This is a genomic window from Pseudomonas sp. FG35 (assembly GCF_057809295.1).
The window spans coordinates 348,872-372,494 of the sequence record NZ_JBMDJR010000002.1 but is presented as its reverse complement, the minus strand read 5'-3'; the positions used below and the strand labels follow the sequence as shown (position 1 = coordinate 372,494).

Below are 23,623 nucleotides of genomic sequence, written 5' to 3'. Positions count from 1 at the left end.
AGAAGCGGATCATCGAGGAAAGCAACGCCGGACGCGCTTTCCATGGGGAGAAAGCGCGGCATTTTACATGAACCTGAGGGTTTGGCTTCAGCCGGCGACAGCCTGTTTGCGTTCGCGCCAGGCCATGATCAGCCAGACCGCAGTCACGCCGGCGAACTTCGAGGCCAGCGCGGTGATAAGCACTGGCGGCGTCAGCAGGTCGATCATGCCAAAGAAGATGAAGGTATCGAGGGGAATGCTCAGCGCCGAGCTGATCCACAACCGGTCGCGCAACGGGCGCCTGGTGATGGTGAACACCAGCCAGTCGATGCACTCCGAGACCGCGAATGCCGTGGCACTGGCCAGCGCAATCGACGGATCGGACGTGACATAGGACAGCACCAGCGCCGCCAGCATCGCCACGATCGCGCCGTGGCCGAAACGGATCTGCACCATGTCGCGCAACACGAACACCAGCCCGCCCCAGGCCGACCAGATGATGTCCAGGTGCGGCGCGGTGGAGAAGGCGAAGTTGATCAGCACGACGCTGCTGATGTAAGCGATGAGGAAAATCATGGGCGTGACCTGTCAATTTGGCGCACAGGTTACTTCAGCCCTTCGATGACGCCAATCAAATCGGCTATTGCCCCGGCGTTTTGCCGATCATCCAGACCAGGCCACTGGCCTTCGCCCGCTCATGACAGAGCCCGAGAACAACCCGACGTTCATCATTGGTCATCCGGCTCCAGCGAGTAATTTCCTCGACCGTGCGCTGGCAACCGGTACAAATGTCGTCTTCGTCCAGTGCGCAAATGCTCACGCACGGCGAGGCAACGGGTCTTTCCGGGGTTGTCATTCTTCCTGCTCGACCAGATCGCGCGCATAGCGCTGAGAGTTATGCACATAATGCGCGGCACTGGCTTCGAGCATCTTCTTCTGTTGCTCGGTCAGTTCGCGCACGACCTTGCCCGGCGAGCCCATCACCAGTGAACCGTCAGGAATTTCCTTGCCTTCGCCGATCAGCGAATTGGCGCCGATGATGCAGTTCTTGCCGATCTTCGCGCCGTTGAGGATGACCGCGTTGATGCCGATCAGGCTGTAGTCGCCGACCGTGCAGCCGTGGAGCATGGCGTTGTGGCCGATGGTCACGCCGGTGCCGATGGTCAGCGGATAGCCCATGTCGGTGTGCATCACCGTGCCGTCCTGCACGTTGCTGTTCTTGCCGATCAGGATCAGTTCGTTGTCCCCACGCAGCACGGCGTTGAACCAGACGTTGGCGCCCTCTTCCAGTCTGACCTTGCCCACGAGCACGGCGTTGGGGGCGACCCAGCTCTGCGGATGGGTTTCGACGCGGGCGTCGCCCAGGCGGTATTTCATCTTGTTTTCCTCAGGGCTCACGATGGCTGGCCATTCGAGCGATGGCTTCAGGTGTTGATAAAGCTTTTAGGCGGCTGATGCAGGCTGATTTTGGCGTCATAGAGCAGGTTGATCAACTCGACGATCATGATCGCCGTCAGCCCCCAGATCTTGTAGTCACCGTAACGGTAGCTCGGCACGTACCAACTGCGACCCTGGTAGTCGATGCGATGAGTGTGTTCGCGCGGATCCTTGCGGAAGAACTCCAGCGGCACACTGAACACCGCAGCAATCTCGGCATCATTGGCCTGGTATTCGACAAAATCCGGAATCACCCCGACATACGGCGTGACCTTGATGCCATGCAGGGAAATCAGCGGGCTGAGCGGACCGATCACTTCGACCAGTCCCGGCGGCAGGCCGATTTCCTCTTCGGCTTCACGCAGGGCGGTGAACACCAGATCCGGGTCCTCGGGATCGCGTCGCCCACCGGGGAAGGCGACTTCGCCGCCGTGGGTCGAGAGCCCGCTGGCGCGCAGGGTGAGGACAAGTTCGGGTTCGTCACTGCGAGTAATCGGCACCAGGACAGCGGCCTCGGGGAAACGCGTGTCGGTCTCCAGCGTGCGCGGCGTGTGATTGCTTACCCGGTGCAGTAGCTCGTCCAGCATAAGTGTTCTCGATCGGTGCCTTACCCTGCATCATGCACCAATCATTGCGACCGCCCAAGCCCCGAACGGCCGTCATGTCGCGAAACGACAACTTGCCGACTGACACCGCTGCACGCCAAGATAGGCGCAGCATTCAGGAACCCCAGCATGAAATTTTGCAGCCACTGCGGCAACCCGGTGACCCAGCGCATTCCCGAAGGCGACTCGCGGCTGCGATTCGTCTGCGACAGCTGTCAGACGATTCACTACCAGAACCCCAATATCGTGGCCGGTTGCGTACCGACCTGGGGCAGCAAAGTCCTGCTGTGTCGCCGCGCCATCGAGCCACGCCTCGGTTACTGGACGCTGCCCGCCGGGTTCATGGAGAACGGCGAGACCATCGAACAGGCCGCCATCCGCGAAACCGCCGAGGAAGCCTGCGCCCGGGTGCGCAACCTGAGCATCTATACCTTGATCGACGTGCCGCACATCAGTCAGGTGCATGTGTTTTTCCGCGCCGAGCTGGCGGATCTGGACTTCGCCGCCGGCCCCGAAAGCCTGGAAGTGCAACTGTTCGACGAGGAAGACATTCCCTGGGACGAACTGGCTTTCCGCACGGTGGGCCGTACCCTGGAATGCTTCTTCGCTGACCGGCGTGTCGAGGTTTATCCGGTTCGCTCCGAATCGATCCCGCCACTCGCTCAACCGGCCATCACTTGATTTCGACGGCGGCCGGCCGATAACCGGCTGACGCAGACCGCGACAGCGCCTGCACACTATCTATAAATAAAGTATCTGCTTCATTTCTGGGGAATCGTTTCAATGCGCTGGTTGCTTGCCCTGTTCTGCCTGTCGTTCGTCACCGTCTCCCAAGCGTCATTCGTGACCACCGTGACGCCTTCGAACACCCCGCTCATCGAAAAAGTACTGGTGCTCAAATCGGCCCATCAACTGCAGTTGATCGCCGACGGCAAGCCCCTCAAGAGCTATCGCATTTCCCTGGGCAAAGGCGCGAAAAAAGGCCCGAAGCTGATTGAAGGCGACAAACGCACACCGGAAGGTTTCTATTGGATCGACTGGCGCAAGACCAGCGAAAAATTCAACCTGTCGATGCACATCTCCTACCCGAACATCAGCGACTCCGCCCGCGCCCGCCGCGAAGGCGTCGAGCCTGGCGGAATGATCATGATCCACGGCACGCCGGACTCCGAGGACAACCCCGAACAACTGTTCCACACCCTGGACTGGACCGACGGCTGCATCGCCATGCGCAACGTCGACATGCGCGAAGTCTGGAACCTGGTGCCGGACGGCACGATGATCGAAATCCGCCCCTGATTCTGTCATCCAGGGAGCACGCTCCCGAGGGGCCTTAAAACGGCCCTTTCTCCTGACCATTGGTCGCCCGCAAAAAATAAATCAAAAAGATCGCAGCCTGCGGCAACGCCTGAACAGTGATACCACTTTCACCCGCCAGAACTGCCGCAGACTGCGATCTTTTGCTTTCCAGCGCCCAGCGCTAATACCACTTGAAACCACCGAGCCTGAAACACCCGATTCCAAAGGACTACAGGCCTTTCCGACGCGTTGACATGGTATGCAAGTGGTATTAGGTTTCGCCCGACTACCGAGCGACAACAATCCTATATCAGCGCCGGAAATGCCTTACATGAATGACCTCCACGCCCTACGCCCCGACGATTCCCAGCCGACGCCGCTGTACCTGCAACTGGCGCGCAACCTGGAAGCCGCGATCCATGCCGGCCAGTGGAAAGCCGAACAGGCGATGCCCTCGGAGCGCAATCTCAGCGAGATGCTGGGGATTTCCCGGGTCACCGCGCGCAAAGCGCTGGAAGTCCTGCTCGATCAAGGTTTGATCCGCCGCCTGCAAGGCTCCGGCACCTTCATCACCCCACGCCTTGAACAACCGCTGTCGCGCCTCTCGGGTTTCAGCGAAATGCTCCGTCTCAAGGGCTTCGTGCCCAGCTCGCAATGGCTGGAGCGGGAAATCACCCTGCCGACCCACGAAGAACTGATCCGCCTCGGCCTGTCGCCGAACGACAAGGTCGCGCGCATGAAACGCCTGCGCAAGGCCGACGACACCGTGATGGCCATCGAGATGAGCACCCTGCCCGCCTCGATCATGCCCAAGCCACAGGTGGTGGGCGATTCCCTCTACGAACACCTCGACAGCATCGGCAAGCCGATCGTGCGCGCCTTGCAGCACATCCAGGCGATCAACGCCTCGGACGAGTTCGCCGCACTCGTCGGCATCGCCCCCGGCACCGCGATGCTGCTGATGACCCGGGTCGGCTACCTGGAAGACAACACGCCGATCGAAGTCACCGACACCTATTGCCGCAACGACTACTACGACTTTGTTGCAGAGCTTCGCCGCTGATCAGCAGCCAGGCCAAACGAGAGAAGCGAAATGTCCGAAGACAACATCCTCACCGCTGACGGCTGGATTCGCGGCCGGCTGATCCACGAACACGGCAGAGTCGTGTCGATCGAAGGCGAGCCTTGCGATCCGGCGACCAATGACTTGCCGTATCTGCTGCCGGGTTTCATCGACCTGCACGTCCACGGCGGTGGCGGCAAGGACATCATGGAAGGCGCCAGCGCGTTCGAGACCATCACCAAGACCCACGTGCGCTTCGGCACCACCTCGCTGCTGGCCACCACGATGACCGCGCCGAGAGCCGAGATTGCCAGCGTGCTCAAGGAGGTCGGCGAGTTCTGCGAGCAGCGTCCGAAAGGTGCTGCCCGAGTCCTCGGCGTGCACCTCGAAGGCCCGTACATCAATCCCGGCAAACTCGGCGCCCAGCCGAACTTCGCCCACACCGCGTTGATGGCCGAAGTTGAAGACTATCTGGCGCTGGCGCCGATCCGGGTGATCACCATCGCCCCGGAAATCGCCGGCCATGACGGATTGATTCGTGAACTGAGCCGCCGTGGCATCCGCATGCAGATCGGTCATACCCTCGGCAGTTACGAGGAAGGCGTCGCCGCCCTCGAAGCCGGCGCCACCAGTTTCACCCACTTGTACAACGCCATGAGCCCGCTGCATCACCGCGAGCCGGGTATCGTCGGTGCGGCGCTGGCCCACGCCAAATTCGCCGAACTGATTCCGGACTTGCTGCACGTGCACCCCGGCGCGATCCGCGTGGCTCTGCGCTCGATTCCGTGCCTGTACTGCGTCACCGATTCGACCGCCGCCGCCGGCATGCCCGACGGCGAATACAAGCTCGGCAGCCACACCGTCACCAAATGCCTGGGCGGCGTGCGCCTGCCCGATGGCACCCTGGCCGGCAGCACCCTGACCATGGATCAGGCCCTGCGCAATCTGGTGAAGATCGGTTTGCCGATCGCCGAAGCCTCGCAACGTCTTTCGCAATTCCCCGCCGACTACCTCGGCATCACCGAACGCGGGCGCCTTGCACCTGGCGCCTGGGCCGACTGCGTGCGGCTGGATCGCTCACTCACACTGACCGCCGTCATGGTCGAAGGAGAAGACATTGACTTCAAAAATGCTTGAGGAGGCGCTGTCCTCGTTCGAGGCCGTGCAAGCCCAACTGCAACAGCTCGACCCGCCAATGATCGAGATCGCCGGACGCCTGCGCCGTCAGCCACCGCAAGTGGCGATGACCGTTGCCCGTGGCAGCTCCGACCATGCCGCGAGTTACTTCGCCTACCTGACCATGCAGCAACTCGGCGTACCGGTGGCGTCGTTGCCGATGTCAGTGGTGACCATGCAACAGGCGCCGTTGAAGGTCAGCGGTCAGGTCGCGTTCGCCTTCTCGCAGTCGGGCCAAAGCCCGGATCTGGTCAACAGCCTGCGCCTGCTGCGCAAGCGCGGCGCCCTGAGCGTGTCGATGGTCAACGCCGCCGATTCGCCGCTGGAAGCCGCCTGTGAATTCAGCCTGCCGTTGCTGGCCGGCACCGAAAGCAGCGTCGCCGCGACCAAGAGTTTCATCGCCACCCTCAGCGCCAGCGCCCGTCTGATCGCGCACTGGAAAGAGGACGCCGAATTGCTGGAGGCGCACAACGCCCTGCCCGAAGGCCTGCGCGAAGCTGCGCAACAGGACTGGAGCCCGGCCATCGACGCCCTGCGCGATTGCGAGCGGTTGATGGTGATCGGCCGTGGCGCCGGTTTTGCCATCGCCCAGGAAGCCGCGCTGAAATTCAAGGAAACCTCGGCGATCCAGGCCGAAGCCTTCAGCAGCGCCGAAGTCCGTCACGGCCCGATGGCCCTGATCGACGAACACTACCCATTGCTGGTGTTCGCCCCGCGCGGCGCCGAACAGGCCGGTCTGCTGAGCCTGGCAGCCGAGATGCGTCAGCGCGGTGCCCGCGTGTTGCTGGCTGCGCCGGATGACGTGAGCGAACGCGACCTGACCCTCAGCCGTGCCGAACACCCGGCCCTCGATCCGATCCTGGCGATCCAGAGTTTCTACGTGATGGCGGCCGGCCTGGCCGTGGCCCGTGGCATGGACCCGGATCAGCCGCGACACCTGAGCAAAGTCACCCGTACGCACTGAGTCCGAACCGAACGTTTTCCTGATGAGACCGAGCCATGCACAACAACAATAAAGAGCTGACTTTAAGCGCCCCGCTCAGCGGCCCGGTGCTCACGCTCGCCAAAGTCCCGGACGCGGTGTTCGCCAGCGGCGCGATGGGCGACGGCATTGCCATCGATCCGCTGAACGACACCCTGTATTCGCCCTGCGCCGGGGTGGTGATCCACGTCGCCCGCACCGGCCATGCACTGACCGTGCGCGCCGACAACGGCGCCGAGCTGTTGCTGCATCTCGGTCTGGACACGGTGGAGTTGCAGGGCGAAGGCTTCTCGATGCTGGTCAAGGAAGGCGCGCGGGTCAGCAATGGCCAGCCGCTGCTGCGCTATGACCTGGACAAGGTCGGCCGCCAGTGCAAAAGCCTGGTCAGCCTGCTGATCCTGACCAACAGCCAGGATTTCCAGGCGCGCCCCATCACCCTGAAAACGGTGAAGGTCGGCGAACCGCTGCTGCACATCGTCGCTCGTCACAGCGCAGCGGCGAATACAGAAGAACTCGGCGGCCCGGAAGTTCACGGTCACGTAAAGGTCGCCCATCGCGGCGGTCTGCATGCGCGCCCGGCGGCGTTGATCCGTCAGACGGCGCAAGGGTTCAAGAGCCAGTCGCAGCTGCATTTCGCCGGCAAATCGGCACCGTGCAACAGCCTCATCGGTTTGATGGGCCTGGCGATTGGCGAACAGGACGAAGTGCAGGTCCGTTGTCAGGGTTCCGACGCGCAAGAGGCACTGCAAGCCTTGCTCGCTGCACTGGCCACCGCCCTGCCAGAGGATCATCACGCCGCTGCACCGCTTGCCGCCACTCCACGCAATCGCCCGGCCGAGGCCGGCGTGTTGCACGGCGTGTGCGCCGCACCGGGTCTGGTCGGCGGGCCGCTGTTTCGCCTGAACGCGATCAGCCTGCCAGCCGACAGCGGCAATCATCAGCCCGAGCAACAACTACAGATTCTCGACACGGCGCTGAATCAGGTTCGCAGCGAAATCGACGGCACCCTCGCCCAGGCGAAAAAACAGCGCAATGCCGACGAAGAAGCCATCTTCGCTGCGCACCTGGCCTTGCTGGAAGACCCGGCCCTGCTCGACGCCGCCCGGCAATCGATTGAAACCGGCACGGCGGCGACTCACGCCTGGAGCCAGTCCATCGACGCGCAATGCCAAGTGCTGCAAAACACCGGCAGCCCGCTGCTGGCCGAGCGCGCCAACGATCTGCGCGACCTCAAGCAACGGGTGCTGCGCGCCCTGCTCGGCGAAGCCTGGCATTACGACGTGCCGGCCGGCGCCATCGTCGCCGCTCACGAACTGACACCTTCGGATTTGCTGCAACTGAGCGCGCAAGGCGTCGCCGGTTTGTGCATGGCCGAAGGTGGCGCGACTTCCCACGTGGCGATTCTGGCCCGGGGCAAAGGCCTGCCGTGCATGGTCGCACTGGGCTCGGCGCTGCTCGATCAAGCGCAAGGTCAATCGGTGGTCCTCGACGCCGACGGCGGTCGCCTCGAACTGACGCCGAATGCCGAACGTCTGGCCGAAGTCCAACAAGCGCAAATCGATCGCCAACAACGGCGCGATGCCCAGCAGGCCCAGGCCCATCTGCCAGCCGAAACTCGCAACGGCGTGGCCATCGAAGTGGTCGCCAACGTCGCCTCCAGCCATGAAGCGGCGGATGCGTTTGCCAACGGTGCCGACGGCGTCGGCCTGTTGCGCACCGAGTTCCTGTTCGTCGATCGCCACACTGCGCCGGACGTCGAAGAACAACGCGCCGCCTATCAAGCTGTGATCGATGCCATGGGCGACAAGTCGGTGATCATCCGTACCATCGACGTCGGTGGCGACAAACAACTCGACTACCTGCCACTACCGGTGGAAGCCAACCCGGTACTCGGCCTGCGCGGTATTCGCTTGGCCCAGGCCCGCCCGGAAATCCTCGATCAGCAACTGCGTGCGCTGCTGCAAGTCAGCCCGTTGCAACGCTGCCGGATCCTGCTGCCGATGGTCACCGAAGTCGACGAACTGCTGCACATCCGCCAGCGGGTCGATGCGCTGTGCCTGGAACTGGGCATCAATCAACGTCCGGAAATCGGCGTGATGATCGAAGTCCCGGCCGCTGCATTGCAGGCTGAACAACTGGCCGAGCACGCCGACTTCCTGTCCATCGGCACCAACGACCTGTCGCAATACACCCTGGCCATGGACCGCGACCACGCCGGCCTCGCCGCACGGATCGATGCCTTGCACCCGGCGCTGCTGCGCCTGATCGCCATGACCTGCGAAGGCGCGGCGGTGCATAAGCGCTGGGTTGGCGTATGCGGAGCCCTGGCTTCCGACCCGCTGGCGACGCCGGTGTTGATCGGCCTGGGCGTGACCGAATTGTCGGTGAGCCCGGTACAGATCGGCGAAATCAAGGACCGCGTGCGCCAGCTGCACGAAGCCGAATGCCAACGCCTCGCCCGGGACCTGCTCAAGCTGAGCAGCGCCGCCGCGGTGCGTCATGCCTGTCATCAACATTGGCCTCTGCGCTAACAAAAACAACAAGGACAAACGCCATGTACCAACTCTTCATCGAAGGCCTGCAACGCCTCGGCCGTGCGCTGATGCTGCCGATCGCGATCCTGCCGATCGCCGGCCTGCTGCTGCGCCTGGGCGACACCGACCTGCTGAACATCGCGATCATCCACGATGCCGGTCAGGTGATCTTCGCCAACCTGGCAATGATCTTCGCCATCGGCATCGCCGTCGGTTTCGCCCGGGACAACAACGGCACCGCCGGCCTCGCCGGAGTGATCGGCTACCTGGTGATGATCTCCACCCTCAAGGTGCTCGACGCCAGCATCAACATGGGCATGCTCGCCGGGATCGTCAGCGGCCTGATGGCCGGCGCGCTGTACAACCGCTTCAAGGACATCAAGCTGCCGGAGTACCTGGCATTCTTCGGCGGCCGGCGTTTCGTGCCCATCGTCACCGGGTTCAGCGCAGTCGGCCTGGGCGTGCTGTTCGGCTACATCTGGCCGCCAATCCAGCACGGCATCAACAGCTTCGGCACCCTGCTGATGGAAAGCGGCAGCTTCGGCGCGTTCGTGTTCGGCGTGTTCAACCGCCTGCTGATCGTCACCGGCCTGCACCACATCCTCAACAACATGGCGTGGTTCGTGTTCGGCAACTTCACCGACCCGACCACTGGCGCGCTGGTGACCGGTGACCTGTCCCGCTACTTCGCCGGCGATCCGAAGGGCGGGCAGTTCATGACCGGCATGTTCCCGGTCATGATCTTCGGCCTCCCCGCCGCCTGCCTGGCGATGTACCGCAACGCCCTGCCGGAGCGGCGCAAAGTCATGGGCGGGATCTTCCTGTCGATGGCCCTGACCGCATTCCTCACCGGCGTCACCGAACCGATCGAATTCGCCTTCATGTTCCTCGCACCGCTGCTGTTTTTGCTGCACGCGCTGCTGACCGGGTTGTCGATGGCAATCACCAACGCACTGAACATCCACTTGGGCTTCACCTTCTCCGGCGGCTTCATCGACATGGTGCTGGGCTGGGGACGCTCGACCAACGGCTGGCTGGTGGTGCCGGTAGGCCTTGCATATGCGGTCATCTACTACGCGGTGTTCGATTTCTGCATCCGCCGCTTCAACCTGAAAACCCCGGGACGTGAAGACGTCGCCACTGCCGAGAAATCCGTGCTGACAGAAAACGAGCGCGCCGCTGCGTACATCAAAGCCTTGGGAGGTGCCGAGAATCTGCTCACCGTCGGCGCCTGCACCACGCGTCTGCGACTGGAAATGGTCGATCGCAACAAAGCCTCCGATGCGGACTTGAAAGCACTGGGCGCAATGGCCGTGGTACGTCCGGGCAAGGGCGGCAGTCTGCAGGTAGTCGTCGGGCCGCTGGCCGACAGCATTGCCGACGAAATCCGCCTGGCGATGCCCGCATTGGGTCGAGCCGCAGCGACTACTGCTCCTGTCGCCGTCGTCGAAACCAGCGAGCCCGTTGCTATAGCCGCACCGCAGGCCCAGCAATGGCTGAACGCCCTGGGCGGCAGCGACAACGTGCTGCAACTCGACTGCATCGCCACGAGCCGGATACGCCTGCAACTGGCCGATGGCAAAGCGCTGTCGGAAAGCCGGTTGAAAGAACTTGGATGTTTGGGTGTGAGCGCGCTGGAGGATGGCGTGTGGCACTTGCTGGTAGGTGAGCGGGCGCAGAGTTTGAGTGTGGCGCTGGAAGGGTTGGTTAATCGGAGTGAGGTGAGTGCGAAGGTCTGATGGTCGCCATCCAGTTTTGACGTGAAGCGGTTACAACCAGGGAACCCGGCCTAGGCCGGGTTTCCTGTTCCATTTGAAGCAACCACCGCATGACCGGAGCTTGCGAGAGGCAAGCTCAAACCAAATGGGAAGATTCGGTAAATCCCACACATCTTTAAACATTCGAAAATGGAACGCGGAGCGTCCCAGGCTGCATTCCCACGCGGAGCGTGGGAACGATCAAGCAGTACACAGCTAACTTTTGCTTCCTGCTTCCTGCTTCCCACCACTCAACATGATGAGCGTTAGCTCAAGTACCGCTTTTGACGTGCCGGCCCCATCGGCAGGCTGAGTGGAGGGATTTATCCGGGGGTGGGAGCGCAGCGACCGTGCGGCGCAGCCGCATGCATCGAGAGGAGGTGCAGCGAAGCAAACCGTAGGCGATGCCCCCGGATGAATCCCGGAACGAAGGAACACCGAGCCAAAGCGAGGTGCCGAACGCCGGGGCCCAGCGTTTTTGGTTACTTTTTTCTGGGCCGGCATTCCGGGCGTTTGAAAAAAGTGACTCGCCGTAAGGGCGAAACCATAAGAAGCCATTACCGCAGCAACGGATATTCACTCAATCCAAACCCAAGCCCCAAAAACCAAAAAACCCGCTGAAATCACTCTCAGCGGGTTTTCCATTTCAGCAGCCAAGGAAGATCAAAAATCCTCCAGCCGCCACACTTCATAAGCCGGCGTCTCGTAGGGATGGCTCAACTTAAGAGCCGCCACTACCGAGCGAATCAACTCATCGCCAACGACAAGCTCGACCTTCCACTCCTCGACCCGCTCAACCTGCCCAGCCTGACCAATGAACGGCTGACTCCCGTCCAGAGGCCGAAACTGACCAGAGCCAAGCACCTGCCAAGCACAGTGGTCATAGTCACCGATCCGCCCGCCACCAGCAGCGAATACAGCGTCCTTGACCACCTCGACATGACTGTCGGGAACAAAAAACGCGAGCTTGTACACAGCGCTTAGTTCACCCACACACGCGCGTTACGGAACATACGCATCCAAGGTGCGTCTTCGTTCCAGTCTTCCGAACGCCACGAGTTCTGCACAGCGCGGAACACACGCTCCGGGTGCGGCATCATGATTGTCACGCGACCGTCGCGGCTGGTGAGGCCGGTGATCCCGCGCGGCGAACCGTTCGGGTTGGCCGGGTAGGCTTCGGTGACCTTGCCGTGGTTGTCGACGAAACGCATCGCCACGCAACCGGACAGATCGGCTTCGAGCAGTGCCTCTTCGCTTTCGAATTCGGCATGGCCTTCACCGTGAGCGATGGCGATCGGCATGCGCGAACCGGCCATGCCCTGCAGGAAGATCGAGTTCGATTCCTGAACCTGAACCATCGCCACGCGCGCTTCGAACTGCTCGGAGCGGTTGCGTACGAAGTGCGGCCAGAACTCGCTGCCCGGGATCAGCTCGTGCAGGTTGGACATCATCTGGCAACCGTTGCACACGCCGAGGGTGAAGCTGTCGTTACGCTCGAAGAAACCCTGGAACGCATCGCGGGCACGGCTGTTGAACAGTGCGGACTTGGCCCAGCCTTCACCGGCGCCGAGTACGTCGCCGTAGGAGAAACCACCGCATGCCACCAGACCTTTGAACTCGTTCAGGTCGACACGGCCGGCCAGAATGTCGCTCATGTGCACGTCGATCGCGTTGAAACCGGCGCGGTCGAACGCCGCCGCCATTTCCACCTGACCGTTGACGCCCTGCTCACGCAGCACGGCAACCTGTGGGCGAATGCCTTTCTTGATGTAAGGCGCGGCGATGTCCTGGTTGACGTCGTAGCTCAGCTTGACGCTCAGGCCCGGGTTGTCTTCTTCCAGCAGCGCATCGAACTCTTGCTCGGCGCAGTCGGCGTTGTCGCGCAGACGCTGGATCTGGTAGCTGGTCTCGGCCCACTGACGTTGCAGCAGACGACGCTGGCCTTCGAACACGGTGTCACCGTTGAAGGTGATGTTGATCTGACCGTTGTTGATCGGCTGGCCGATCACCGACACGCAGTCGCCCAGACCGGCAGCGCTGAATTGGGCGAGGATGTCCGGGGTCGCGTCCTGGCGAACCTGGATCACGGCACCCAGTTCTTCGTTGAACAGGATGGCGGCGATTTCAGCGGAGCTTTCGGCAACGCTGTCCAGGTTCAGGCTCAGACCGCAGTGACCGGCGAAGGCCATTTCCACCACGGAGGTCAGCAGACCACCGTCGGAACGGTCGTGGTACGCCAGCAGGTGACCGTCGGCGTTGAGGCCCTGGATCACCGCGAAGAACGCTTTCAGGTCTTCGGCGTCATCGACGTCCGGAGCCTGCTTGCCGAGCTTGCCGTGAACCTGCGCGAGGATCGAGGCGCCCATGCGGTTCTGGCCGCGACCGAGGTCGATCAGGATCAGGTCGGTGGTGCCCTTGTCCATGCGCAGTTCCGGGGTCAGGGTCTGACGGATGTCAGCCACTGGCGCGAAACCGGTCACGATCAGGGACATCGGCGAGGTGACGGTCTTGTCTTCGCCGTTGTCGTTCCAGCGGGTGGCCATGGACATCGAGTCCTTGCCGACCGGGATGGTGATGCCTAGCTCAGGGCACAGTTCCATGCCGACCGCTTTCACGGTGTCGTACAGACGCGCGTCTTCGCCGGGGTGGCCGGCAGCGGACATCCAGTTCGCCGACAGTTTGATGTCGGAGAGCTTGTTGATGCGCGAGGCGGCAATGTTGGTGATGGTTTCGCCGATGGCCATGCGGCCCGACGCCGGTGCGTCCAGCAGCGCCAGCGGAGTGCGCTCGCCCATCGCCATCGCTTCACCGGTGTAGACGTCGAAGCTGGTAGCGGTGACGGCAACGTCGGCCACCGGAACCTGCCATGGGCCGACCATCTGGTCACGGGCCACGAGGCCGGTGATGGTGCGGTCGCCGATGGTGATCAGGAAGCTTTTGCTCGCCACGGCCGGGTGGTGCAGAACGCGCTCGATGCTTTCGCCGATGTCGAGGTTCGACGGATCGAAGTCATCGCCCAGCTCGGCTTCGCGAACCACCGAACGGTGCATGCGCGGCGCCTTGCCCAGCAACACTTCCAGTGGCATGTCCACCGGGTTGTTGCCGAAGTGGCTGTCGGTCACGGTCAGTTGTGGTTCGGCAGTGGCTTCACCGACAACGGCGAACGGGCAACGCTCACGTTCGCAGATCGCCTTGAAGCGTTCGAAGTCGGCCGGGCCGACCGCCAGAACGTAACGCTCCTGGGATTCGTTGGACCAGATTTCGTGCGGGGCCATGCCCGGCTCGTCGTTTGGAATGTTGCGCAGTTCGAAACGGCCACCACGGTCGCCGTCGTTGACCAGTTCCGGGAAGGCGTTGGACAGACCGCCCGCACCCACGTCGTGGATGAAGCTGATCGGGTTCTTGTCACCCAGCTGCCAGCAACGGTCGATGACTTCCTGGCAGCGACGTTCCATTTCAGGGTTTTCACGCTGAACCGAAGCGAAGTCCAGATCCGCCGAGCTGGTGCCGGTGGCCATGGAGGAAGCAGCGCCGCCGCCCAGACCGATCAGCATCGCCGGGCCACCGAGGACGATCAGCTTGGAGCCGACAACGATCTCGCCTTTCTTGACGTGCTCTTCACGGATGTTGCCCATGCCGCCAGCGAGCATGATCGGCTTGTGGTAACCGCGAACTTCGTCACCGTGCGGAGTGGTGATCGATTGTTCGAAGGTCCGGAAGTAGCCGGTCAGGGCCGGACGACCGAATTCGTTGTTGAACGCGGCGCCGCCCAGCGGGCCTTCGATCATGATGTCCAGCGCGTTGACGATGCGCTCAGGCTTGCCGTACGGCACTTCCCACGGCTGTTCGAAGCCAGGGATCTGCAGGTTCGACACGGTGAAACCGGTCAGGCCGGCTTTTGGCTTGGCGCCACGACCGGTTGCACCTTCGTCGCGGATCTCGCCACCGGAACCGGTGGACGCGCCCGGGAACGGAGCGATCGCGGTCGGGTGGTTGTGGGTTTCAACCTTCATCAGGATGTGCACAGGTTCCTGCACCGCACCGTACTGGCGGGTTTCCGGATCCGGGAAGAAGCGGCCGGCGACGTTGCCGACGATCACCGAAGCGTTGTCCTTGTAAGCGGACAGCACGCCTTCGCTGTGCATCTGATAGGTGTTCTTGATCATGCCGAACAGGCTTTTTTCCTGGCTCTCGCCGTCAATATCCCAACTGGCGTTGAAGATCTTGTGGCGGCAGTGCTCGGAGTTGGCCTGGGCGAACATCATCAGTTCGATGTCGTGGGGGTTGCGCTTGAGACCGTTGAAGGCGTTGACCAGGTAGTCGATCTCGTCTTCGGCCAGGGCCAGGCCCAGTTCGACGTTGGCCTTCTCCAGCGCGGCGCGACCACCGCCGAGGATGTCGATGGCGGTCAGCGGCTTCGGTTCGGCGTGGCTGAACAGACCGGCGGCCTGCTCGAGGTTGGCCAGAACGATCTGCGTCATGCGGTCATGCAGTACGTCTGCAATCTGTTGCGCTTCGGTTTCGCTGAACTGGCCGGCGACGTAGAACGCGATGCCGCGCTCCAGACGCTGGATCTTGCTCAGGCCACAGTTGCGGGCGATGTCGCTGGCCTTGCTCGACCATGGCGAGATGGTGCCGAAACGCGGCAACACCAGGAACAGACGACCGGTCGGCTCTTGAACCGGAACGCTTGGACCGTACTTCAGAAGGCGCGCAAGCACCTGCTGTTCGTCGCCGGTCAGGACGCCGGTGACTTCGGCGAAGTGAGCGAATTCAGCATACAGGCCACTGACAGCTGGAACCTTCTGGCTCAGTTGCTCAAGGAGTTTGCTGTGGCGAAAGGCAGAAAGGGCAGGAGCGCCGCGCAGGATCAACATCTTCGGGACAGCCTCGGGAAGGGGTGTGCTTTGAGGCCGTGCATTCTAGCCTAAACCGCCCTCAACATCACCCGAAACGCTACGCACGGTTGCACCCGGATGTCGAGTGGTGTTCCTGCCTTGAGGGTCAAATTTATGGGGTGCTGCAAGGCGGGTTATTTTTTCTGTCACAAAATACCTTTCGGGCCCGTTTCTGCGGGGTTTCGCGCGGTTTTGTGATGCCTAGCAGACAACCCCGCCACTGTCGAGATATGGCGCCCGTTGTCCTTTGCGTATACTGCGCACATGTTTTCCCCAACGGCTTTGCGTCCGCGATACGCCAAATGGCTGATCGCTACCGGACTCTTCCTGATGCTCAGTGGCTGTGTTGATAAACCCAACACACTCGAGCGCGTAAAGGAGGATGGCGTGCTGCGGGTGGTCACCCGAAACAGCCCCGCCACCTACTTTCAGGATCGCAGCGGTGAAACCGGCTTCGAATACGAGCTGGTGAAGCGCTTCGCCGACGATTTGGGGGTCGAGCTCAAGATTGAAACCGCCGACAACCTCGACGACCTGTTCAACCAGGTCGGCAAGCCGAACGGCCCGGTACTGGCGGCTGCCGGTCTGGTCAGCAGCGAACAGCGCAAGAAACAGGTGCGCTTCTCGCGCTCCTACCTAGAAGTCACCCCGCAGATCATCTATCGCAACGGCCAGTCACGCCCCACCGACGCCGGCGATCTGGTGGGCAAGAAGATCATGGTGCTCAAGGGCAGCACTCACGCCGAACAACTGGCGGAGCTGAAACAGAAATATCCTGGCATCCAGTATGAAGAGTCCGACGCGGTTGAAGTGGTCGACCTGCTGCGCATGGTCGATGAAGGTCAGATCGACCTGACCCTGGTCGATTCCAACGAAGTGGCGATGAACCAGGTGTACTTCACCAACATCCGCGTGGCCTTTGACCTCGGCGACGCGCGCAGCCAGAGCTGGGCCGTGGCCGCCGGCGAAGACAACAGCCTGCTCAACGAGATCAACAGTTATCTGGACAAGGTGCAGAAGAACGGCACCCTGCAACGCCTGAAAGACCGTTATTACGGCCATGTCGACGTCCTCGGCTACATGGGCGCCACCACCTTCGCCCAGCATTTGCAGCAGCGGTTGCCCAAGTACGAACAGCATTTCAAGGCCTACGCCAAGAAAGAGAAAGTCGACTGGCGCCTGCTGGCGGCGATCGGTTATCAGGAATCGCTGTGGCAACCGGCGGTCACGTCGAAGACCGGCGTGCGCGGGCTGATGATGCTGACCCAGAACACCGCCCAGGCCATGGGCGTGTCCAACCGCCTCGATCCGAAGCAAAGCATCATGGGCGGTGCCAAGTACCTGGCCTACATGAAGGATCAGCTCGACGAGTCGATCCAGGAGCCGGATCGCACATGGTTTGCCCTGGCGGCCTACAACGTCGGCAGCGGTCATCTGGATGACGCACGCAAACTGGCTGCCAAGGAAGGGTTGAACCCGGACAAGTGGCTGGATGTGAAAAAGATCCTGCCGCGCCTGTCGCAGAAGCAGTGGTACAGCAAGACCCGCTACGGCTACGCCCGGGGCGGCGAACCGGTGCATTTCGTGGCGAACATCCGTCGCTACTACGACATCCTCACCTGGGTGACCCAGCCGCAGCTTGAAGGCGATCAGGTGGCCGAGGGCAATCTGCATGTGCCGGGGATCGACAAGTCGAAACCCGCTCAAGAGCCCGCCCCGCTTTAACCCATCCCCAAAACAAATGTGGGAGCAAGTTTGCTCCCACAGGATGTTGATACTTAGTGTTTGGCAGCCGCCAGAATCAGCGTCTTCATCTCCGACACCGCCGACTTGAAACCTACGAACAATGCGTGCGCCACCAGTGCGTGACCGATGTTCAGCTCGTTGATGCCCTTGATCGCGGCAACCGCCTCGACGTTGTGATAGTGCAGGCCATGGCCGGCATTGACGATCAGGCCCTGGGCCAGACCGAAGGCCACGCCGTCCGCCACACGCTTGAGTTCTTCAGCCACTTCGGTCGGCGTTTCGGCATCGGCGTAACGCCCGGTGTGCAATTCGATGGCCGGCGCGCCGACGCGCTTCGACGCAGCAATCTGCCGCTCGTCGGCGTCGATGAACAGCGACACTTCGCTGCCGATCTTCGACAAACGCTCGACCGCCGCCCTGATCCGCTCTTCCTGCCCCGCCACATCCAGACCGCCTTCGGTGGTCAGCTCCTGACGGGTCTCCGGCACCAGACAGATGTGCGCCGGACGGATGCGCTCGGCGAACGCCATCATTTCTTCGGTGACGCCCATTTCGAAGTTCATGCGGGTTTGCAGCACATCCTTGAGCAGCAGCACGTCGCGTTCCTGAATGTGCCGGCGGTCTTCGCGCAGGTGCACGGTGATGCCGTCGGCACCCGCCTCTTCCGCGTCCAGCGCAGCCTTGACCGGATCCGGATAGCGCGTACCACGGGCCTGACGCAGGGTGGCGACGTGGTCGATGTTCACGCCAAGAAGAATGCGATTGCTGATGGTCACGGATGCGCTCCTGAAGGGAAAGATTCGGCGCACAGCATATCAGGGCTTGCGAAACAGCTCTCGACTGACGAGGGGACGACCGCCCAGATGCACCGCCAAGGCTTGACGCATCAGGCGCTTGGCGGCGGACAGTGCGCCCGGTGCCGACCAGTCGGCTTCGGCCATGGCCAGCAGTTCGGTGCCGTTGAACAGACCGGGTTGCAGCAGGTAGACACGCTCGAGTCCGGCATCCACCTGCAAACGGTAGAGACCATCAACAGCAACGGGCTCGTCGTTGATGTCGGTGTTCAGGGAAAAACCGTAACCGAGGTCATCAAGCAGCCGCCACTCGAAGGAACGCAGCAACGGTTCCAGCGGCCGGCCTTCGGCCAATGCCAGCAAGGTCGCGGCGTAATGATCGAACACCGCCGGGTGCGGGTCTTCGGCAGGCAACAGGCGAATCAACAGTTCATTGAGATACAGGCCACTGAACAGCGCCTCGCCGACCATCCAGGTCGCGTTGCCGACGCTTTCCATGCGCCCGACATTCTTCAACTCACCCTTGCCGCGAAACTCCACTTCCAGCGGCACGAATGGCCGCGCCAACGTCCCGGCCTTGCCCCGCGCACTGCGCAACACCGCCCGCAGCCGACCTTGCGGCGTGAGGAAGTCCACCAATGCGCTGGTTTCGCGGTAGGCGCGGGAGTGGAGGACGTAGGCGGGTTGGGCGGGAGGCGGGCTTTGCGACATTGAGTTCTCGATGACGAAACGCAGTTTTACACACAAACCCAAAACTACTGTGGGAGCGAGCCTGCTCGCGATGAGGGTGTATCAGACAACAAGGATGTCGACTGAAATACCGCTATCGCGAGCAGGCTCGCTCCCACAGTGGGTATCGGTGTTCTCGGGATCAGCGCTTACAGGTCGCCGTAACCCAACGAACGCAGCGCACGCTCGTCGTCGGACCAGCCGCCCTTCACCTTGACCCACAGGTTGAGCATGATCTTGGAGTCGAACAGCAGCTCCATGTCCTTGCGCGCCTCGGTGCCGATGCGCTTGATGCGCTCGCCCTTGTCGCCAATGATGATTTTCTTCTGGCCGTCACGCTCGACGAGGATCAGCGCATGGATGTGCAGCGTCGCACCCTGCTGCTTGAACTCTTCGATTTCCACGGTGATCTGGTACGGCAGCTCGGCGCCGAGCTGGCGCATGATCTTCTCGCGCACCAGTTCGGCGGCGAGGAAGCGGCTGCTGCGGTCGGTGATCTGGTCTTCCGGGAAGAAGTGATCGTTCTCCGGCAGATGATCGGCGATAACCTTTTCCAGCGCGTCGAGGTTGTGCCCCTGCTGCGCCGAGATTGGAATGATCTGCGCGTTCGGCAGCTGTTCCTGCAACCACGACAGGTGGGGCATCAGCTCGGCCTTGTCTTCGATGCGGTCGGTCTTGTTCAGCGCGACGATCAGCGGGCCGGTCACGTACTGCACGCGCTCCAACACCATCTGATCTTCTTCGGTCCACTTGGTGCGATCGACCACGAAGATCACCACGTCGACGTCTTTCAACGCCGCCGAAGCGGTCTTGTTCATGTAGCGGTTCAGGGCTTTTTCGCCACCCTTGTGCATGCCGGGGGTGTCGACGTAGATCGCCTGCACGTCACCCTCGGTCTTGATCCCGAGCATGTTGTGGCGAGTGGTCTGCGGCTTGCGCGAGGTGATTGCCAGCTTCTGGCCGAGGATGTGGTTCAGCAGCGTGGACTTGCCCACGTTTGGACGGCCGACGATGGCAACATAGCCACAGCGCGTTGCGTTTGTATCAGTCATTGCCATTCTCCACACCCAGGGCAATCAGTGCTGCGGCGGCCGCTACCTGTTCGGCAATACGACGGCTCACACCCTGACCCCGGCTTTTTTCATTCAATAGGACAACTTCGCACTCGACGAAGAAGGTACGGCAGTGCGGCTCGCCCTGGATGTCCACCACTTCGTAGCGCGGCAGTTCGCAGCCGCGCGATTGCAGGAATTCCTGCAGGCGCGTCTTCGGATCCTTGTTGGTATCGACCAGCGTCAGGCCTTCGAACTCGCCGGCCAGCCAGGCCAGTACGCGTTCGCGGGCGACTTCCATGCCGGCGTCGAGGTAGATCGCACCGATCAGTGCTTCAAGGGCGTCAGCCAGAATCGATTCGCGACGGAAACCGCCGCTCTTCAACTCGCCGGAACCCAGACGCAGGTAATCACCCAGATCGAAACCGCGGGCCAGCACCGCCAGCGTCTCACCTTTTACCAAGCGCGCGCGCAAACGCGACAACTGGCCTTCACGAGCCAGCGGGAAACGGTCGAACAGGGCTTCGCCGGCCACAAAGTTGAGGATCGCATCGCCGAGGAATTCCAGACGCTCGTTGTTGCGTCCGGCAAAGCTGCGGTGCGTAAGGGCCAGGACCATCAGTTCCTGGTCCTTGAAGGTGTAACCGAGCTGACGCTCGAGACGGCTTAGAGAAACGCTCACGGTTTACCCACGCTGAGTTCGTGGCTGGATTCCACTGCCATCGCCGGGATACGGCGCAGGCCTGGGACAATTAACGCTGTGTTCAAAAATGACGTCCTGAATATCGTGGCTTCATGCCCCGGAGCCGGTTGTGCCGACGCCAGAAATGCATTCGGCGCTGTGGTCAACAGCGCCGTGTTTGTTTACTTGATCAGGCCGACCCGCGAGAAATTCGGCAGGTGGCTGAGTTTCGGTTCCGGCCAGCTCATCCAGACCGCGAAGGCCTTGCCGACGATGTTCTGGTCGGGAACCATGCCCAGCAGATCCTTGGGAATGTTCGGATCATCCCAGTAACGACTGTCGTTCGAGTTGTCGCGGTTGTCGCCCATCATGAAGTAGTGCCCGGCCGGCACGGTCCAGGTATGGTCCGGCGTGGCGCGGTAGCGGCTCATTTCCTTGCGGATCAGGTGCTCGGCGACGCCGAGTTTTTCCTTGTAGAGTTCCGCGCTGCCCAGCGTGCCCGGCTCGGAGCCGACCAGTTGTTCGGCAATCGACTCGCCGTTGACGAACAGACGCTTGTCGGCGGTGTACCGCACGGTGTCGCCCGGCAGGCCGACTACACGCTTGATGTAGTTGACGTTCGGGTCGCTCGGGTAGCGGAACACCATCACATCGCCGCGCTGCGGGTCACCGACTTCGATGATCTTCTTGTCGATCACCGGCAAACGGATCCCGTAGGAAAACTTGTTCACCAGAATGAAGTCGCCGACGTCCAGGGTCGGTTTCATCGAGCCGGACGGAATCTGGAACGGCTCCACCAGAAACGAACGCAGCACCAGCACGATGAACAGCACCGGGAAGAACGACTTGCCGTACTCGACCAGCAGCGGTTCCTTGTTCAGCTTCTCGACCACCACCACATCAGGCTGGCTGACGCTGCCCTGATAGGAGGCGATGGCGGCACGCCGACGCGGTGCCAGGATCAACAGATCGAGCAACGCCAACAGACCGCAGACGAACACGGCAATGACCAGCAACAGCGGGAAATTTAGTGACATAGGACCTGACTATTCCAACCTGAGCACGGCGAGGAAGGCTTCTTGTGGAATTTCCACGTTGCCGACCTGTTTCATGCGTTTCTTACCGGCCTTCTGCTTCTCAAGCAGTTTTTTCTTACGGCTGACGTCGCCGCCGTAGCACTTGGCCAATACGTTCTTTCTGAGTGCCTTGACGGTTGTCCGGGCGACGATCTGACCGCCAATGGCAGCCTGGATGGCCACGTCGAACATCTGACGAGGAATCAGTTCTTTCATCTTCTCGGTCAACTGGCGACCTTTGAAGTGCGAATTGTCACGGTGCACGATCAGCGCCAGAGCGTCGACCTTGTCGCCGTTGATCAGCACGTCCAGTTTCACCAGATTAGCCGATTGGTAACGATCGAAATGGTAGTCCAGCGAAGCATAGCCGCGGCTGGTGGATTTCAGACGGTCGAAGAAGTCCAGGACCACTTCGTTCATCGGCAAGTCGTAGGTCACTTGCACCTGATTGCCGAGGAACAGCATGTCGACCTGCACACCGCGTTTCTCGATGCACAGAGTGATGACGTTGCCCAGGTGTTCCTGCGGTACCAGGATGTTGGCGCGCACGATCGGCTCGCGCATGTCTTCGATCGACGAGACGTCCGGCAGCTTCGACGGGTTGTCCACGTAAATCGTTTCACCGGTTTTCAGCACCAGTTCGAAGATTACGGTTGGCGCCGTGGTGATCAGGTCCAGGTCGTATTCGCGCTCCAGGCGCTCCTGGATGATCTCCATGTGCAGCATGCCGAGGAAGCCGCAACGGAAGCCGAAGCCCAGTGCGTCGGAGCTTTCCGGGGTGTATTGCAGCGACGAGTCGTTCAGGGTCAGTTTCTGCAACGCTTCGCGGAAGTCCTCGAAATCGTCGGAACTGACCGGGAACAGACCGGCGTAAACCTGCGGCTGGATGCGTTTGAAACCTGGCAGCACCGGAACGTCCGGGGTGGAGCTCAGGGTCAGGGTGTCACCGACCGGCGCACCGTGAATGTCCTTGATGCTGGCGATGATGAAGCCCACTTCGCCAGCCTTCAGGTCAGCGGTGGCGGTGTGTTTCGGGTTGAATACGCCAACACTGTCGACCAGATGCACCTTGCCGGTGGACTTGACGAGAATCTTGTCGCCCTTCTTCACGCGGCCGTGACGCACACGCACCAGGGAGACAACGCCCAGGTAGTTGTCGAACCAGGAGTCAATGATCAACGCTTGCAGCGGATCTTCGATATTGCCGGTCGGCGCGGGAATGGTGGCGACCAGACGCTCGAGCACTTCGTCGACACCCAGGCCGGTCTTGGCGCTGCAGGTGACGGCGTCGGTGGCGTCGATGCCGATGATCTTCTCGATCTCGTCCTTGACGCGGTCGGGCTCGGCCTGTGGCAAGTCGATCTTGTTCAGCACCGGCATGACCTCAAGGCCCTGCTCGATGGCGGTGTAGCAGTTGGCCACGGACTGGGCTTCAACGCCCTGCCCCGCATCGACCACCAGCAACGCACCTTCACAGGCCGCCAGGGAACGGCTGACTTCGTAGGTGAAGTCGACGTGACCCGGGGTGTCAATGAAGTTCAGCTGGTAGGTGACGCCGTCTTTGGCCTTGTAATAGAGGGTGACGCTGTGGGCCTTGATGGTGATCCCGCGTTCGCGCTCAAGATCCATGGAATCCAGTACCTGGGCTTCCATTTCACGCTCGGCCAGGCCGCCGCACATCTGGATGAAACGGTCAGCCAGCGTCGACTTGCCATGGTCAATGTGGGCGATGATGGAGAAATTGCGGATATGACTCAAATCACTCACGGATCAACACTCAAAAAGGCTGCAGGCTTGGCCCGCCGAAAAATAGC

20 protein-coding genes are annotated in these 23,623 nt (G+C 61.6%); 8 read left to right on the top strand and 12 right to left on the bottom strand.

Going from position 1 to position 23,623, the window contains the following annotated elements; translation table 11 throughout:
- Positions 1–87 precede the first annotated feature (87 nt).
- The 4 genes from ACODTD_RS05750 to ACODTD_RS05735 form a co-directional block, all read right to left on the bottom strand.
- Positions 88–555 (bottom strand): preQ0 transporter, encoded by a 468-nt coding sequence (locus tag ACODTD_RS05750; RefSeq protein WP_011332607.1) that lies wholly within the window; start codon positions 553–555, stop codon positions 88–90.
- A gap of 64 nt (positions 556–619) precedes the next feature.
- A complete protein-coding gene (locus tag ACODTD_RS05745) occupies positions 620–835 on the bottom strand; it encodes a DUF1289 domain-containing protein (RefSeq protein ID WP_007954618.1) in 216 nt (71 codons plus the stop codon).
- The gene (locus ACODTD_RS05740; RefSeq protein ID WP_011332606.1) at positions 832–1,356 is read right to left on the bottom strand and encodes a gamma carbonic anhydrase family protein; all 525 of its coding nucleotides are present in this window, start codon (positions 1,354–1,356) and stop codon (positions 832–834) included. Before ACODTD_RS05740 ends, ACODTD_RS05745 begins: the two co-directional genes overlap by 4 nt.
- A 47-nt stretch (positions 1,357–1,403) precedes the next feature.
- Positions 1,404–2,003, bottom strand: coding sequence for a CoA pyrophosphatase (locus ACODTD_RS05735; RefSeq protein WP_011332605.1), 600 nt, complete (start codon positions 2,001–2,003; stop codon positions 1,404–1,406).
- Between the two features lie 147 nt (positions 2,004–2,150).
- Here ACODTD_RS05735 and ACODTD_RS05730 point away from each other — a divergent pair, with 147 nt between their 5' ends.
- From ACODTD_RS05730 to nagE, 7 genes are all read left to right on the top strand, one after another.
- A complete protein-coding gene (locus tag ACODTD_RS05730; RefSeq protein WP_011332604.1) occupies positions 2,151–2,702 on the top strand; it encodes an NUDIX hydrolase in 552 nt (183 codons plus the stop codon).
- A gap of 102 nt (positions 2,703–2,804) precedes the next feature.
- On the top strand, positions 2,805–3,320 hold the full coding sequence (locus ACODTD_RS05725) for a L,D-transpeptidase family protein (protein ID WP_011332603.1): 516 nt from the start codon (positions 2,805–2,807) through the stop codon (positions 3,318–3,320).
- 331 nt (positions 3,321–3,651) lie between these two features.
- Positions 3,652–4,383 carry a GntR family transcriptional regulator gene (locus ACODTD_RS05720; RefSeq protein WP_007954613.1) on the top strand — a complete coding sequence of 244 codons (732 nt, stop codon included), beginning with the start codon at positions 3,652–3,654 and terminating at the stop codon, positions 4,381–4,383.
- A 30-nt stretch (positions 4,384–4,413) separates the two neighbouring features.
- Positions 4,414–5,520 carry an N-acetylglucosamine-6-phosphate deacetylase gene (nagA, locus tag ACODTD_RS05715; protein ID WP_011332601.1) on the top strand — a complete coding sequence of 369 codons (1,107 nt, stop codon included), beginning with the start codon at positions 4,414–4,416 and terminating at the stop codon, positions 5,518–5,520.
- Positions 5,501–6,523 carry an SIS domain-containing protein gene (locus tag ACODTD_RS05710; RefSeq protein ID WP_086776357.1) on the top strand — a complete coding sequence of 341 codons (1,023 nt, stop codon included), beginning with the start codon at positions 5,501–5,503 and terminating at the stop codon, positions 6,521–6,523. Before nagA ends, ACODTD_RS05710 begins: the two co-directional genes overlap by 20 nt.
- Before the next feature lie 35 nt (positions 6,524–6,558).
- A complete protein-coding gene (ptsP, locus tag ACODTD_RS05705) occupies positions 6,559–9,072 on the top strand; it encodes a phosphoenolpyruvate--protein phosphotransferase (RefSeq protein WP_285356454.1) in 2,514 nt (837 codons plus the stop codon).
- 23 nt (positions 9,073–9,095) lie between these two features.
- Entirely contained in the window at positions 9,096–10,814 is a 1,719-nt protein-coding gene (gene nagE, locus ACODTD_RS05700; protein WP_011332598.1) for an N-acetylglucosamine-specific PTS transporter subunit IIBC, read from the top strand.
- Positions 10,815–11,495: 681 nt separating this feature from the next.
- Here the strand turns inward: nagE and ACODTD_RS05695 are convergent.
- Both ACODTD_RS05695 and purL read right to left on the bottom strand, forming a co-directional pair.
- Complete coding sequence (locus ACODTD_RS05695; RefSeq protein ID WP_201817050.1) at positions 11,496–11,807, bottom strand: YqfO family protein; 312 nt, start codon at positions 11,805–11,807, stop codon at positions 11,496–11,498.
- A gap of 5 nt (positions 11,808–11,812) precedes the next feature.
- The gene (gene purL, locus ACODTD_RS05690; protein ID WP_064382426.1) at positions 11,813–15,709 is read right to left on the bottom strand and encodes a phosphoribosylformylglycinamidine synthase; all 3,897 of its coding nucleotides are present in this window, start codon (positions 15,707–15,709) and stop codon (positions 11,813–11,815) included.
- A gap of 285 nt (positions 15,710–15,994) precedes the next feature.
- On the opposite strand from purL, the gene mltF reads away from it, so the two are divergent.
- Positions 15,995–17,455 carry a membrane-bound lytic murein transglycosylase MltF gene (mltF, locus tag ACODTD_RS05685; protein ID WP_011332593.1) on the top strand — a complete coding sequence of 487 codons (1,461 nt, stop codon included), beginning with the start codon at positions 15,995–15,997 and terminating at the stop codon, positions 17,453–17,455.
- A 53-nt stretch (positions 17,456–17,508) separates the two neighbouring features.
- Here mltF and pdxJ read toward each other — a convergent pair whose 3' ends face one another.
- The 6 genes from pdxJ to lepA all read right to left on the bottom strand — a co-directional run bounded on the left by pdxJ (position 17,509) and on the right by lepA (position 23,576).
- The gene (gene pdxJ, locus ACODTD_RS05680) at positions 17,509–18,252 is read right to left on the bottom strand and encodes a pyridoxine 5'-phosphate synthase (RefSeq protein ID WP_201817053.1); all 744 of its coding nucleotides are present in this window, start codon (positions 18,250–18,252) and stop codon (positions 17,509–17,511) included.
- 39 nt (positions 18,253–18,291) lie between these two features.
- Positions 18,292–18,981, bottom strand: coding sequence for a DNA repair protein RecO (gene recO, locus ACODTD_RS05675; protein ID WP_011332591.1), 690 nt, complete (start codon positions 18,979–18,981; stop codon positions 18,292–18,294).
- A gap of 167 nt (positions 18,982–19,148) precedes the next feature.
- Positions 19,149–20,051, bottom strand: coding sequence for a GTPase Era (gene era / locus ACODTD_RS05670; RefSeq protein WP_011332590.1), 903 nt, complete (start codon positions 20,049–20,051; stop codon positions 19,149–19,151).
- Positions 20,044–20,733 carry a ribonuclease III gene (gene rnc / locus ACODTD_RS05665; RefSeq protein WP_011332589.1) on the bottom strand — a complete coding sequence of 230 codons (690 nt, stop codon included), beginning with the start codon at positions 20,731–20,733 and terminating at the stop codon, positions 20,044–20,046. The genes era and rnc overlap by 8 nt, the downstream gene beginning before the upstream one ends.
- Positions 20,734–20,915: 182 nt before the next feature.
- Complete coding sequence (gene lepB, locus ACODTD_RS05660) at positions 20,916–21,770, bottom strand: signal peptidase I (protein ID WP_011332588.1); 855 nt, start codon at positions 21,768–21,770, stop codon at positions 20,916–20,918.
- A gap of 9 nt (positions 21,771–21,779) precedes the next feature.
- Positions 21,780–23,576, bottom strand: coding sequence for a translation elongation factor 4 (gene lepA, locus ACODTD_RS05655; RefSeq protein ID WP_039769508.1), 1,797 nt, complete (start codon positions 23,574–23,576; stop codon positions 21,780–21,782).
- Positions 23,577–23,623: the final 47 nt, after the last annotated feature.